General features: G+C 69.9%; 11 protein-coding genes. 8 read left to right on the top strand and 3 right to left on the bottom strand.

Annotated features, from left to right (window positions below):
- The first annotated feature begins 57 nt into the window (after positions 1–57).
- From Ahu01nite_RS09910 to Ahu01nite_RS09875, 8 genes are all read left to right on the top strand, one after another.
- Positions 58–1,248: a glycosyltransferase family 4 protein gene (locus Ahu01nite_RS09910; protein ID WP_239158748.1), complete on the top strand. Its 1,191-nt coding sequence runs from the start codon at positions 58–60 to the stop codon at positions 1,246–1,248.
- A 59-nt stretch (positions 1,249–1,307) separates the two neighbouring features.
- A complete protein-coding gene (locus Ahu01nite_RS09905) occupies positions 1,308–3,689 on the top strand; it encodes a transglycosylase domain-containing protein (RefSeq protein WP_239158747.1) in 2,382 nt (793 codons plus the stop codon).
- A gap of 154 nt (positions 3,690–3,843) precedes the next feature.
- Positions 3,844–4,452 (top strand): TetR/AcrR family transcriptional regulator C-terminal domain-containing protein, encoded by a 609-nt coding sequence (locus Ahu01nite_RS09900; protein WP_203836152.1) that lies wholly within the window; start codon positions 3,844–3,846, stop codon positions 4,450–4,452.
- Positions 4,449–5,252 carry a siderophore-interacting protein gene (locus tag Ahu01nite_RS09895; RefSeq protein ID WP_203836151.1) on the top strand — a complete coding sequence of 268 codons (804 nt, stop codon included), beginning with the start codon at positions 4,449–4,451 and terminating at the stop codon, positions 5,250–5,252. The genes Ahu01nite_RS09900 and Ahu01nite_RS09895 overlap by 4 nt, the downstream gene beginning before the upstream one ends.
- Before the next feature lie 62 nt (positions 5,253–5,314).
- The gene (locus Ahu01nite_RS09890; protein WP_203836150.1) at positions 5,315–5,929 is read left to right on the top strand and encodes an MSMEG_1061 family FMN-dependent PPOX-type flavoprotein; all 615 of its coding nucleotides are present in this window, start codon (positions 5,315–5,317) and stop codon (positions 5,927–5,929) included.
- Positions 5,930–6,041: 112 nt separating this feature from the next.
- Positions 6,042–7,637 (top strand): methyl-accepting chemotaxis protein, encoded by a 1,596-nt coding sequence (locus tag Ahu01nite_RS09885; protein WP_203836149.1) that lies wholly within the window; start codon positions 6,042–6,044, stop codon positions 7,635–7,637.
- Between the two features lie 117 nt (positions 7,638–7,754).
- Positions 7,755–9,599, top strand: coding sequence for a serine/threonine protein kinase (locus Ahu01nite_RS09880; RefSeq protein ID WP_203836148.1), 1,845 nt, complete (start codon positions 7,755–7,757; stop codon positions 9,597–9,599).
- Between the two features lie 73 nt (positions 9,600–9,672).
- Positions 9,673–10,617 (top strand): SDR family NAD(P)-dependent oxidoreductase, encoded by a 945-nt coding sequence (locus tag Ahu01nite_RS09875; RefSeq protein ID WP_203836147.1) that lies wholly within the window; start codon positions 9,673–9,675, stop codon positions 10,615–10,617.
- Here the strand turns inward: Ahu01nite_RS09875 and Ahu01nite_RS09870 are convergent.
- From Ahu01nite_RS09870 to Ahu01nite_RS09860, 3 genes are all read right to left on the bottom strand, one after another.
- Positions 10,607–11,464 (bottom strand): GDSL-type esterase/lipase family protein, encoded by an 858-nt coding sequence (locus tag Ahu01nite_RS09870; RefSeq protein ID WP_203836146.1) that lies wholly within the window; start codon positions 11,462–11,464, stop codon positions 10,607–10,609. The genes Ahu01nite_RS09875 and Ahu01nite_RS09870 overlap by 11 nt on opposite strands.
- A 63-nt stretch (positions 11,465–11,527) precedes the next feature.
- Complete coding sequence (locus Ahu01nite_RS09865; RefSeq protein WP_203836145.1) at positions 11,528–12,376, bottom strand: hypothetical protein; 849 nt, start codon at positions 12,374–12,376, stop codon at positions 11,528–11,530.
- Positions 12,373–12,906 (bottom strand): RNA polymerase sigma factor, encoded by a 534-nt coding sequence (locus Ahu01nite_RS09860; protein WP_239158746.1) that lies wholly within the window; start codon positions 12,904–12,906, stop codon positions 12,373–12,375. The genes Ahu01nite_RS09865 and Ahu01nite_RS09860 overlap by 4 nt, the downstream gene beginning before the upstream one ends.
- Between the last annotated feature and the right edge of the window lie 16 nt (positions 12,907–12,922).

The raw sequence follows: 12,922 nt of genomic DNA, 5'->3' as shown, positions 1-12,922 counted from the left end.
AATCGCCGGTTAATGGACGGGGTCGCGGAGGTTGACAGCGAGCAATATGTTGTGGCCGTGAAAATACGGTACGTGCTCCACAACGCATACGGGACCGGGGGCACGATCCGCACGGTCGTGAATCAGGCGAACGCGATGTGCGAGAAGCACGAGGTCGAGGTGGTCAGCGTCTACCGGTCCCGGGAGGCGCCCGTTTTCGCGCTCGATCCCCGGGTGCGGCTGGTCACGCTGACCGAGTTGCGGGAGGACGGGTCGCGGTGGACCGATCCGGCCGGGACGAATTCGCGGTTCTGGCGTAAGACGCGGCGGTTCCGGACGCCGTTGGCGCACCGGCACGATTTCCGGTACAAGCGCTGGGATCCGCTGGTCGAGGCGGCCGTTATCCGGTACTTCCGGGCGCAGCGCGACGGGGTGCTCGTGACCACCCGGCCCGCGCTGAACATGTTGTCCGCGTGGTTCGCGCCGCGGCGGGTGGTGCGGGTCGGGCAGGACCATCTGAATCTGGGCAGCTACAAACCGGGGTTGCGGGCGGCGATCCTGAAGGCGTATCAGCGGCTCGACGTGGTGAGTGTGCTGACGCGGGCCGACCTCGGGGAGTGGGAGGCGGCGCTGCCGGGCGTACGGATCGTGCGGGTGGCGAACGGCGTTCCGCCACGTCTCGGCGTACCCGATGGATCTGATCGGTCACCCACAGTGCTGGCAGCGGGACGACTGAACGGGCAGAAGGGTTTTGACCTGCTGATCGAGGCGTTCGGGCGGGTGCACGCGGAGCATCCCGGGTGGCGGCTGGACATCTTCGGCGAGGGCAAACTGCGGGCCACACTGACCGCGCAGATCGAGGAGGCCGGTCTGGCCGGGACCGTACGCCTGCGTGGCCTGACCCGGAACCTCGACGCCGAGCTGGACAAGGCGTCGGTCTTCGCGCTGAGCTCGCGGCGGGAGGGGCTGCCGATGGTGCTGCTGGAGGCGATGGCGGCCGGGCTGCCGGCGGTCGCGTTCGACTGTCCGACCGGGCCGCGCGAGGTCGTCGAGGACGGGGTCAACGGTCTGCTCGTGCCCGCCGAGGACGTCGAAGCCCTGGCCACGGGGCTGTCCAAGCTGATCGGCGACGCCGCGCTGCGGGAGACGATGGGCCACGCCGCGGTGACGACCGGCGGCCGTTACGCCATGCCGGAGATCGCCGCGCAGTGGGAGTCGATCTTCGCCGAACTTGCGGGCACCCGGTACCCTCCGCCGCGACCGTCATAACGTTCGATCCCGGGGAACCGATGCGCCCACGCGAACACAATTTCTTTACCAATGCCGGAATGCTCACGATCTGTGGGCTGCTGTCGGGGGTCGTCGTGGCGGCGGCGGCCTTCCCGGCGGTGGCGATGTCCGGATTGGCGGCCAAGGCCGGCGGTGAGTCCTTCGCGGCCCTGCCCAGCGAGCTGAAGGAGACCGACGCCCCGCAGTTCAGCCGGATGGTGGCGGCCGACGGGAAGACCGAGATCGCCGTCTTCTACGACGAGTTCCGCAACGTGGTCCCGGTGAAGGACATCTCGCCGAACATGCTGAACGCGATCGTCTCGGCCGAGGACCACAAGTTCTACGACCACAACGGCGTCGACCTCAAGGGGGTCGCGCGGGCGTTCGTCAGCAACAACAGCGACTCCAGCGAGGGCCAGCAGGGTGCCTCCACGCTGACCATGCAGTACGTGCGCATGTCGCTGTCGTACTCCGCGCCGAACTGGCAGGCCGTCGTCGATGCCACGGCGGACACCCCGAAGCGCAAGATCAATGAGATCAAGTACGCGATGCAGGTCGAGAAGGAGATGTCGAAGGAGGAGATCCTGCAGGGCTACCTGAACAAGGCGCCCTTCGGCAACGGCGCGTACGGCGTCGCCGCCGCCGCGCAGGTCTACTTCCAGAAGAGCCCCAAGAACCTCACCGTCCCCGAGGCCGCGCTGCTCGCCGGGATGGTGAAGGCCACGGACGGCTTCGACCCGACCGACCCCACCAAGTACCCGAAGGCCGTGGGCCGGCGTGACTGGGTTCTCAAGAACATGCTCGACCTGCACTACATCACGCAGAAGCAGTACGACGACGGCATCAAGACCAAGGTCCCGCACACGACGAAGCGCACCGGCAACGGCTGTGCCGCGACGAAGAACAACAGCTGGGGCTTCTTCTGCGACTACTTCTACCGCTGGTGGATGAGCCGCGAGGAGTTCGGCAAGACGACGTACGACCGGGAGCGCAGGCTCAAGACCGGCGGCTACACGATCCGGGCGACGATGGACGTCAAGGCGACGGCCGCCGCGAAGGACAACATCAAGGACATGATCGGCAACAAGGACCGGGACGCGCTGCTGCTCGCCGCGGTCCAGCCCGGCACCGGCCAGGTCAAGGCGCTCGCCGCCAACCGCAACTTCAAGCTCGACGACGGCAAGAACCCGCTCTCGTCGGACCCGAAGAAGAAGGCCGCGAAGGTCAAGTCCACCTATCCGAACACCACCAACCCGCTGCTCAGCGGTGGCGGTGACATCAACGGATACCAGGCCGGCTCGGTGTTCAAGATGTTCACCATGGTCGCGGCGCTCGAGGCCGGCTACCCGCTGGCGTACCCGATCAACACCGAGTACCGCTACAAGTCACCCACCTACCTCGACTCCGGCGCACCCGCCGAATGCAACGGGCACTACTGCCCGGCGAACGCGTCGCAGAGCGAGAAGGGCCCGTACAACATGTGGACGGGCTTCGGCAGCTCGGTCAACACGTACTTCGTGCCCCTGGAGGAACGGGTCGGCGCGGAGAAGGTCGTGAAGATCGCCCAGAAGTTCGGCGTCAAGTTCCGCGAGCCCAACGACAACGACCTGGCCACCAAGTACGCACACGACTGGGGCTCGTTCACGCTGGGCGTCTCGGCGTCGACGCCGCTCGACATGGCCAACGCGTACGCCACGCTGGCCGCCGACGGCATGTACTGCGAGCCGACCCCGGTCCAGCAGATCACCGAGCACGACGGCACGAAGATCGACGTCGGCAAGAAACACTGCACCCGGGCCACCTCCGCCGACGTCGCCCGCGCGACCATCGACGCCGCCCGCTGCCCCGTCGGCGACCAGGCCCAGCTCGGCTCGTGCGGCGGTCACACCACCGCCGGTGACGCGCACGGCATCGTCAAGCACCCCATCTTCGGCAAGACCGGCACCACCGACGGCGACAAGACCGCGTCACTGATCATCGGCACCAACTCGATGGTCGTCGCCGGCTACCTGGTCAACCCGGACTACCAGAACCACCCCTACAAGATGCGCCACGACGTCGTGAACCCCGCGGTCGAGGACACGCTGCGCGACATCATGAAGGGCAAGGACAAGGTCGAGTTCAAGAAGCCCAAGGGCACGAAGATCTCCAAGGGCGAACAGGTCTCGATCCCCGGCGTGAAATGCTCCAGCGTCGACGCGGCCAAGAGCCGGGTCGAGGACGCCGGCTTCACCGCCACGGTCGGCACCGAGATCGCCTCCGACTGCCCCAAGGGCCAGGCCGCGGGCACGGAACCCTCGGGCCAGACCGTCAAGGGCGGCTTCGTCGCCATCCAGGTCAGCAGCGGCCCCGCCCCGAGCGGTGCCGGCCCCTCGGGCGCACCGACCGGCCCGGGCGGCACACCCGGCGGCGGCGGACCCGGTGGCGGACCGGGTCGGTAGCACCACTGCATTGACACCCCAGGCGGCCGGAGCGGAAACGCTCCGGCCGCCGCTCTATGTCAGGGGTAATGGTGCACAACTGAACGGCGTGACACGCGCCACTTGAACGCCGTTCAACTTGAACGTAGTTCAATTCTGGTGCGAAACTTCCCACATGCAACTCAGACGTGCGGATGTCGTAGCTGGGGCACTGATCCTGCTCGATGCCGAGGGCCTCGATGCGCTGACGATGCGCAAGCTGGCCGCCCAGCTCGGCGTGCAGGCGGGCGGGCTCTACTGGCACTTCAAGAACAAGTCGGCGCTGCTCGGGGCGATGGCTGACGAGATCGTGGCGCCGCTTGCCGCCGAGCCGGCCCCCGGGTCGTGGGACGCGCAGCTGACGGAGTTCGGCCACCGTTACCGGCAGGCGTTGCTCTCGCATCGCGATGGCGCCCGGGTGGTGGCCGGGACGTATGTCACCGAGCCCAACACCGTGCGCGGCGGCGAGATGATCATGCGGATCCTGATCGACGCCGGGTTCCCGGTCGAGCGGGCCGGTTGGGCGATCTTCGCGGCGGGCTATTACGTGCTCGGCCACTGCATCGAGGAGCAGGCCCAGCTCACCGAGGGCGACTGGGCCGAGCGCGGGGCCGGACTGCCCGACTCGGCGCTGAAAGAGGCCTTCGAGACGACGATCAGAGCCAGACCCGAGGAGCGCTTTGCGTACGGGATGGAGCTCCTGCTCGACGGCATGCGCGCCCGGCTCGGGGAGGCCCGGCCGTGATCCCCAAGGTCAGGCGGCCACAGCAGCGCCGGATGCTCGCCCTCGAGGTCCGCGACAACGTGCGGATCAGCCCCAGCTTCGCCCGGATCACGCTCGGCGGGCCGGCGCTCGACGGTTTCGAGCACACCGGGCGCGACCAGGCCGGGCGGCTGTTCTTCCCCCGCGAGGGCCAGGACGAGCTGCGAATGCCCACCCTGCAGAACGACGGCTGGATCGCCGAGCTGCTGATCATGCCGAAGTCGCGCCGGCCATGGGTGCGCACGTACACGATCCGTGATTACCGGGCCGCCGAGCAGGAGGTGGACATCGAGTTCGCGCTGCACGGCGACGCGGGGCCAGCCTCGGCGTGGGCGAGCCGCGCGAAGCCCGGTGATCCGGCCGGATTCTTCGACGAGGGCTACACGTATCTGCCGCCGGGGCCCGGGGGCCGGCAGGTGCTCGTGGGCGATGAGAGTGCGCTGCCCGCGATCCTTTCGATCCTCGAGGGCGCGCCGGAGAGTCTCGAAGCCGAGGTTTTCCTGGAGGTGCCCGACTCCGGGGACATCAGGGAGGTCGAGTGCGCTCCGGGCGTACACCTCCATTGGTTTGCCAGGAACGGAGCCGCGACGGTCCCCGGTGAGCTCGCCCTCGACGGGGTCCGGAAGGCCGAGCTGCCGCAGGGCGCGTTCTACACCTGGGCCGCGGGCGAGGCGAAGCTCGCCACCGGCGTGCGCCGCCACCTCGTCGCCGACCGCGGCATTCCCAAGTCAGACATCGCGTTCATGGGCTACTGGCGGCACGGCCGCTCGAGCCCCGGCTGACCCCTTTGTTTCTGGGCACGTCAGGGCGTTTGAAAGAAGCCGGCAGCCAGGAGGAGAGCATCGTGACCAGAGTGCTGAGCACCGAGGCGGAGCTGCGAGAGATCGTGAAGACGCCGCTGAAGATGATCGCCGAGAAGGGCATCGACCACATCGACGAGCAGTCCCGGCGGTTCATCGAGCTGAGCCCGTTCTTCCTGCTCGCGACGGCGGCGCTGGACGGCACGTGCGACGTCTCGCCGCGGGGCGACCCGGCCGGCAGCGTCCTCGTGCTCGACCGGCACACCCTGGCGTTCGCCGACCGCAAGGGCAACCGGCGCCTCGACAGCTTCCGCAACATCCTCCAGGTGCCCCATGCGGGACTGCTGTTCCTCGTGCCGGGCTCCGGTGACACGGTGCGGGTCAACGGCAGTGCGCGGCTCGTCACCGACGCGCCCTACCTGTCGCGCATGGCCGTGCAGGGTGCGGTTCCGGAGCTGGCGGTGGAGGTCCGCGTCGAGGAGCTGTTCCTGCACTGCAGCCGCGCCTTCTCCCGATCGTCACTGTGGGTGACCAATAGCTGGCCGAAGCGTGAGGACGTGCCGAGCGCCGGGAAGCTTGCCCGCAGCCAGAGCGGCATTCCCGTGCCCGCCCGGCTGATCGACGCCGCCCTGCGCCGCGCCCCCGAGAATCTTTACTGAGAGTAGCCGGGGTCTCAGCCCGGTTCCCTTGATTCGTCAAGCACCCTGCCGACAGTCCAGTCGGTAGCGGCGCGGTTGCGGATTCCGGGCCCGGTGACTGAGGGGCAAAACCATGGCAGGCAGCGGCAATGCGGTAACCCGGTGGTTCGACGACCGACCGGTCGCTGCCAAGGTGTTCACCGCTGTGGGCGTGGTCGGTGTCGCCGCCGTGACCGGGGGTGTCCTCGCCGTCGCCGGGCTCTCCTCGGTCTACCACCGCGGCGCCGGCCTCGAGAGCGGCAACATGCGGCCCTCACTGCTGCTGGCCGGGCTGCGCGCCGACGCGCTCACCGCCCGCATCGACATCCGCGAGGTCGCGCTCTCCGACGACAAGACCAGCGCCGAGGCCAAGCTCAAGACCGCCGACGAGGCCGTCGACAGCGCGATCGCGACGTACCGGCCCCAGGCCGCCGACCCCGCGGCGGTCGACACCTTCACGACGCTGTGGAAACAATACAAGTCTGTTCGCGACGGTACGCAGCTCACCGCCGCGCGCGCCGGGGACTACACCGAGTTCGAGAAGATCGCCACCGCGCAGGCCAACCCGATCATGACGCAGGCGATGGCCGCGCTGGACAAGGCCTCCGACGCCGAGGTCGCCGACGCCTCCGCGACCGTCGCGCAGGCCGAGAATGAGTACGCTGCGACGCGTACCCGGCTGATCCTGGTCCTGGGTCTCGGCGTGCTGGCCGGTCTGCTCGTCGGCCTCTACACGGTCCGCCGGATCACCACGTCGCTGCGCCGCGTCAGCACCGTCCTGGAAGGCCTGGCCGACGGCGACCTCACCCGCACGGCCGGCGTGGACAGCCGCGACGAGATCGGCCGGATGGCCGCGGCACTGGACAGGGCCACCGAGGGCGTACGCGAAACCGTCGCCGCCGTGGCCAGCACCGCCGCGACCGTGGCCGGCTCGGCGCAGGAACTCGCCGACACCAGCACGACCATCGCCGCGACCGCGGAGAGCACCTCCGCCCGCTCGCAGACCGTCGCGGACGCCGCCGGCGAGATCTCCGCCAACGTCCACAGCGTGGTCGCCGGCGCCGAGGAGATGTCCGCCTCGATCCGCGAGATCGCCCAGTCCGCCGCCCAGGCCGCCGAGGTCGCCTCCGCCGCCGTCGACGCCGCGCACGTCGCCTCCGGCACGGTCGGCCAGCTCGACACGTCCAGCACCGAGATCGGCAACGTGCTCAAACTGATCACGTCGATCGCCGCACAGACCAACCTGCTCGCCCTGAACGCCACCATCGAGGCCGCCCGCGCCGGCGACGCGGGCAAGGGCTTCGCCGTGGTCGCCAGCGAGGTCAAGGACCTGGCCCAGGAAACCGCCAAGGCCACCGAGGACATCGCCGCCCGCGTCGACGCCATCCAGGCCGACGCCCGCGCCGCCGCCGGCTCCATCGGCGAGATCACCGCCGTCATCGCGAAGATCAACGACTTCCAGACCACCATCGCCGCCGCCGTCGAGGAACAGACCGCGACCACCGGCGAGATCAGCCGCAACGTGGCCTACGCCGCCACCGGCACGGACCAGATCGCCGGCACCATCTCCGGCGTCGCCGAGGCCTCAGCCGCCACCAGCGCAGGCATGGAACGCGCCCGCGGCGCCACCGCCGACCTCGCCACGGCAGCCTCCGGCCTGCAGACGTTGGTGAGCCGCTTCCGGTACTGAGCCGCAACGCCTGCCATCGTCGGCTCCGGTACCGGGCGGTAACCGCTTGCCATCGCCGGTGGAGATCGATGGGAGTACAGTGCCTCCCGGCGTGCCGTCCAGTGGAGGGGGCCCACGATGACCATGCCATTGCGGACGGGTGATCTGACCCGGCTCGGTGAATACGAACTGGTGGGCCGGCTGGGGGCGGGCGGCATGGGGACGGTCTACCTGGGCCGGGCCCGCGACGGGCGTCCCGTCGCCATCAAGGTCATCCGGGCGGATCTCGCCTGGGACGACGAGCTGCGCGGCCGTTTCCGCAGCGAGGTCAACCGGGTCCGCCAGGTGCCCGCGTTCTCCACCGCGGCCGTCCTCGACGCCGACCCCGACCACGACCCGCCCTACCTCGTCGTCGAGTACGTCGACGGCCCCAGCCTCGCGGAGGTCCTCCGCAAGGACGGCCCCCTGAGCCAGGACGCGACCCAGAGCATGGCGATCGGCATCACCGCCGCCCTCATCGCCATCCACGGCGCCGGCGTCATCCACCGCGACCTCAAACCGGGCAACGTCCTGTTCGCCATGGGCGGCGTCAAGGTCATCGACTTCGGCATCGCCCGCCCGCTCGAGGTCACCAGCCAGCACACCCGCACGGACCAGATGGTCGGCACGGTCGCCTACATGGCCCCCGAGCGCTTCGACTCCGACAACGGCCGAGCGGTCGGCACCGCCTCGGACATCTTCGCGTGGGGCGTCGTCGTCGCGTTCGCCGCCACCGGCCGCACCCCGTTCTCCGGCGAATCCGCACCGGCCACCGCGATGCGCATCCTCACCCAGGAGCCGGACCTGACCGGCTTGCGGGAACCATTGCGGGGACTGGTCGCCTGGTCCCTCTCCAAACGCCCCGAGGACCGCCCCACCGCCCGGGAACTATTGGACGCCCTCCTCGGCTCCACCCCCACCCCCTCACCGCCCTCCCACGCACCCTTACCCGGTGCGCAGTCACTCGGTGCGCCCCCGGCCTCGCCGGCTGCAGCGACTGACTCCTGGCCGCAGCACCGGCCGCTCAACACGCCACCGCCTCATCCGACATATCCGAATTACGCGGCTTATCCGGCACCGCACCAGCGGACGGGCCACCAGCTCCCACCGCCGCAACCAGCCAGCAGGCCCGCACCGCAGCAGGGCTTACCCCAGCAGGGCGGCAGGCCCGCGCCACATAACGCCGCGCCACAGCAGGGCGTGCCACAGCAGCGGGGATGGCCAGGGCCGCAGGCGTTGGCGACACCGCCGCACGGGCAGCCCCGCCCGAGCGGTTATCCCGCACCACCCGCCCGCCCCCAGCGTCACCGCTCGCGCGCGTTCGTGGCGCTGATGGTGGCGACCGGCCTGCTCGGCACCGCCCTCACCGCGATCGTGCTGGACGAGGTCGACTCGCAGGTGAACGATGTGGACTTCTCCGCCGGGGAGGACTCCGCCACCGATTCCTACTACGACGAGTACGGCGGGACCACGTCCGCCGCTCCGGCCGCCGCGAAGCTCAAGACGACCACGCCGGCGGCGATGTTCGAGCTGGTGTCGCGGCTGTTGCCGGACCGGGAGATGACCCATCTGCGTACGGATGGCAGCAAGGGCCGGATGTTCGTGCAGTTCTATCTGGACGGCGGGGACGGGCCGGGCATGATGTCGCTGTCCATCGCGGCGAAGGATGCGGGTACGAAGCCGGTCCGGGACGGCAGGCCCACCGTGACGGTGGAGCGGCTGAAGGGCAACTGCGTGCAGGACATGCTGGTCGGGGCGGCCTGGGCGGATGACACGCTGGTGCAGGTGGGCAATGCGACCTGCCTGGCGTCGGGCGAGAAGGCGCCGGCCCCGCTGACCCTCGCCGAGGCGAAGTCGCTGGCCGCCGATCCGCGGTGGGGCGCGAGGATGGACGCGGACCTGGTGGACGCCGGTGCCGAGAACTACCCGTCCTTCACCCAGTAGACCTGGACGCTCGCTGAAGAAGTACGGACCCTGAACCGTAGATGGTCCAGCCCCACGCTTCTAACGTCGAGGTATGACAACGGCAATTCCCTTTACCGCCCGCAGCACCGCCGCCGAGGTTCTCGCCGGGATCGACCTGACCGGGCGCCGGATGATCGTCACCGGTGGCGCATCGGGCATCGGCGAGCAGACCGTCCGGGCCCTGGCCGGTGCGGGCGCCGAGATCGTCGTGGCGACCCGTAACCCGGGCAGCGCGGCGGAGCTGACAGCCGAGTTCACAAACGTGAGCGCCGCCACGCTCGACCTGGCCGATCTGCGCTCGGTCCGCGCGTTCGTGGCGGGCTGGCACGGGCATCTCGACGCGCTGATCGCCAACGCCGGGATCATGGCCGTGCGGGAGCGCACACTCAGCGTCCAGGGCTGGGAGCTGCAGCTGGCCACCAACTATCTCGGGCACTTCGCGCTGATCGACGGCCTGCACGCGGCACTCACGCCGGGCGGGCGGGTCGTGGTGGTCAGCTCCGGGGCGCACAAGTTCGCCGGGTTCGACTTCGACGATCCACAGTTCGAGCACCGGGCGTACGATCCGTTCCTCGCGTACGGGCAGGCGAAACGGGCCGAGGTGCTGCTCGCCGTGGGCGTGGCCCGGCGCTGGGCGGCCGACGGCATCACCGCCAACGCGGTCGCGCCCGGGTTCGTCCACACCAACCTGCAGCGGCACCTGGACGCCGACACGATGCGCTCGTTCGGGGCGATGGACGACGCCGGCGAGCTGGTCACGCCCGACTACTACAAGACCGCCGCGCAGGGCGCCTCGACCTCGGTGCTGCTCGCCGCGTCGCCGTTGATCGAGGGCCTGACCGGGCGCTACTTCGAGGACAACCAGGAAGCGCCGGTCGTAGCGGACGAGGACCAGCAGCCGGGCAGCGTCGCCGCCTCCGCGCTGGACCCGGAGATCGCGGACCGGCTGTGGGAGCTGGCCCTGCCGATGCTCAGCACGAAAGACGTCACCAGTTGATCTTTCCGGGCCAGGTGACGTCGGCGAGCCGCTTCTGCCCGTCGAAGTTGGGGTGGAAGTAGTCGAACTTGCTGACCAGGTTCAGGGAGAAGTCGACCCGGTTGGCGCTGCCGCCGTCCCAGCGGCAGCGTTTGCCGTACGCGGCGCAGGCCTTCTCGAGCTGGGTGTTGTAGGCGGCGACCCGGTCCTTGACCTTGTGCCGGCGGTCGTCGTCGGCGTCGGCGGTGGACGTCGGGCGGGCCAGCATCGACGGGCAGATGCCCCGGCCCCAGACCCGGACGGCGTTCGCGTCCTTGTGGCCGAGCTCCCAGAGCCGGTAGATGTCCGGGATGCTGACCACGAGGACGCGGGACTTCGGCAGCCCCTTCTTGAGCCGGTCGAGCCCGTCGTCCACCTGGGAGCGGAACGTCTTCACCGAGGTCATGCCGGACACGTCGCCGGCGCAGGCATCGTTGGCGCCGATCAGGATGGTCACGTATTCCGAGCCGGCGTCGACGGCGGACGCGGCCTGCGCCTTGAGGTCGGCCGCATCGGCGCCGGGGACGGCGAAGTCGCGCGCCTTCCCCTTCATCTTGGAGTTCTTGGCGAGGATCCGCCCGTAGTGACTGTCGACCCCGTCCGCTCCCCCGGTCGACCAGGAGTTGCGGCTGCACGCCACGTAGACGGCGCAGCTGCCGTACCCGGCGGTGATCGAGTCGCCGAGCGCGGCCATCGAGGACGGATAACCGGGCTTGGGCTTCGCCGTACCCGTCGAGGTGGGCCTGGGGGTGGCCCCGGCCCCTTCCTCGCAGGCGAGCGCGAAGACGCAGAGAACAGCCAGGACTGCGACGTGCCAGCGACGAAGCACCGGACCTCCATGATCACAAAATGTCATGACACAAGCACCCTATGACATCCGATGCCTCAAGAGTCAGGAAGGTGACGGGAACGCCGTCGGCCCGGCGCTCTGCACGAACCGGCTCCCGTTCCAGCGATACGTCCGTTCCTGCTTCACGTCGTAGTACTTCTGGGTCACGGTGACGACGACCCTGCCCCCACTGATGGTCACGTCGTTGATGACCTGGCCGACCGGCCCCACCCAGCCCATCCCGGCCACCTTGCCGGTACGGCCGTTGAGTACCAGCAACTGACCGGACGCGTCGTCACCCGGGCCGGATGTGCAGCTGCCCCAGACGACCGCCTCCACCCGGCCGTCCCCGTCGACGTCCCCGTAGGCCGGGGAGCCGCCGCCGTACGAAGGGTGCACGAAGGTGTCCGACCCGGCGGCGCCGTCCACGACCTCGAGTTCACCGGACGGGCAATCGTCGTCGTCATGGCGCGCGGGGAACCGGATGGTGGTGTTCTCGACGTCCACCTTGCGCATGGACAGCGGCGCCGGGGCCGGTGACGTCGACGACGACCTCGGCACGTCGGGCGGCCCGGAACCACCCGGCTGCCCGCTGCCGGACGAGGACCCCGACGGCGTACCCGTGGCGGACGGTGAGCCGGGATTCGGGGACGCGGAGGGTGACGGCGTGACGGGCGCCAGGGTGACGGACGGCGACGGCATGACCGGCGGGTTCGGCGCGGGACCGAGCCCGTCGGAGCGCAGGCGCAACCCCACCCCGACACCCGCTACGGCGATCACGACGGCAGCCGCGGCGGCGACCACGACCACCCGGCGACGGGTCGCGGCGCGGGCCCGGGCCACGATCACCTCGGGCGGCAGGGGCTTGAACGACTCGTGCGCGGATTCCCGGTAAGAATCGAAGTTGCTCATGAGGGCACCTCCCAACGCGGCCCGAGATCCTCGGCCAGCCTCGCCCGGCCCCGGTGCAGCCAGGCAGCCACCGTGCCGGTCGGAACGCCGAGCTCGTGCGCGATGTCCGCCACGGGCACATCGGCGATGTGGTGCATGACGATGACCCGCCGCTGCCGCTCCGGCAGTTTACGCAGCGCCGCGACCAGCAGCACGTGGTCCGGGTTCATACCGGGGACAACTCCGGGCGGCGGCTGGCGTCGCATCACCTTGGCGGCGGTCGTCATCCGGCGCAGCCGGCTGGTAGCGAGGTTCCAGGCCACCCGGCGGACCCAGCTGACCGGATCCTCGTACGCACTGACGTCCCCCCACCGCTGCCACGCCCGCACGAACGCCTCCTGCGTCACGTCCTCGGCGTCGCCGCGATCGCCCAGGTACGCGTACACCTGTGCGGTGATCCTGCCGTACCAGGCAAGGTAGAAGGCGTCGAACTCGCCCCGCCCGCCGGCCACTGCCCGCAGGCGTACGGCAGGGCCCGGTTCCGGTCGCACCCGGCGCCACCCCCTC

The sequence above is a fragment of the Winogradskya humida genome (genome assembly GCF_016862215.1).
In the GTDB taxonomy this organism is placed as follows: domain Bacteria; phylum Actinomycetota; class Actinomycetes; order Mycobacteriales; family Micromonosporaceae; genus Actinoplanes; species Actinoplanes humidus.
Note: the sequence above shows the minus strand (reverse complement) of the source record. Positions and strands in the feature narration are given on the sequence as shown.

Coding starts and splice junctions, on each gene's coding strand:
- Ahu01nite_RS09900 (WP_203836152.1), top strand. CDS start 3,844: ATGCAACTCAGACGTGCGGATGTCGTAGCTGGGGCACTGATCCTGCTC.
- Ahu01nite_RS09880 (WP_203836148.1), top strand. CDS start 7,755: ATGACCATGCCATTGCGGACGGGTGATCTGACCCGGCTCGGTGAATAC.
- Ahu01nite_RS09905 (WP_239158747.1), top strand. CDS start 1,308: ATGCTCACGATCTGTGGGCTGCTGTCGGGGGTCGTCGTGGCGGCGGCG.
- Ahu01nite_RS09865 (WP_203836145.1), bottom strand. CDS start 12,376: ATGAGCAACTTCGATTCTTACCGGGAATCCGCGCACGAGTCGTTCAAG.
- Ahu01nite_RS09875 (WP_203836147.1), top strand. CDS start 9,673: ATGACAACGGCAATTCCCTTTACCGCCCGCAGCACCGCCGCCGAGGTT.
- Ahu01nite_RS09885 (WP_203836149.1), top strand. CDS start 6,042: ATGGCAGGCAGCGGCAATGCGGTAACCCGGTGGTTCGACGACCGACCG.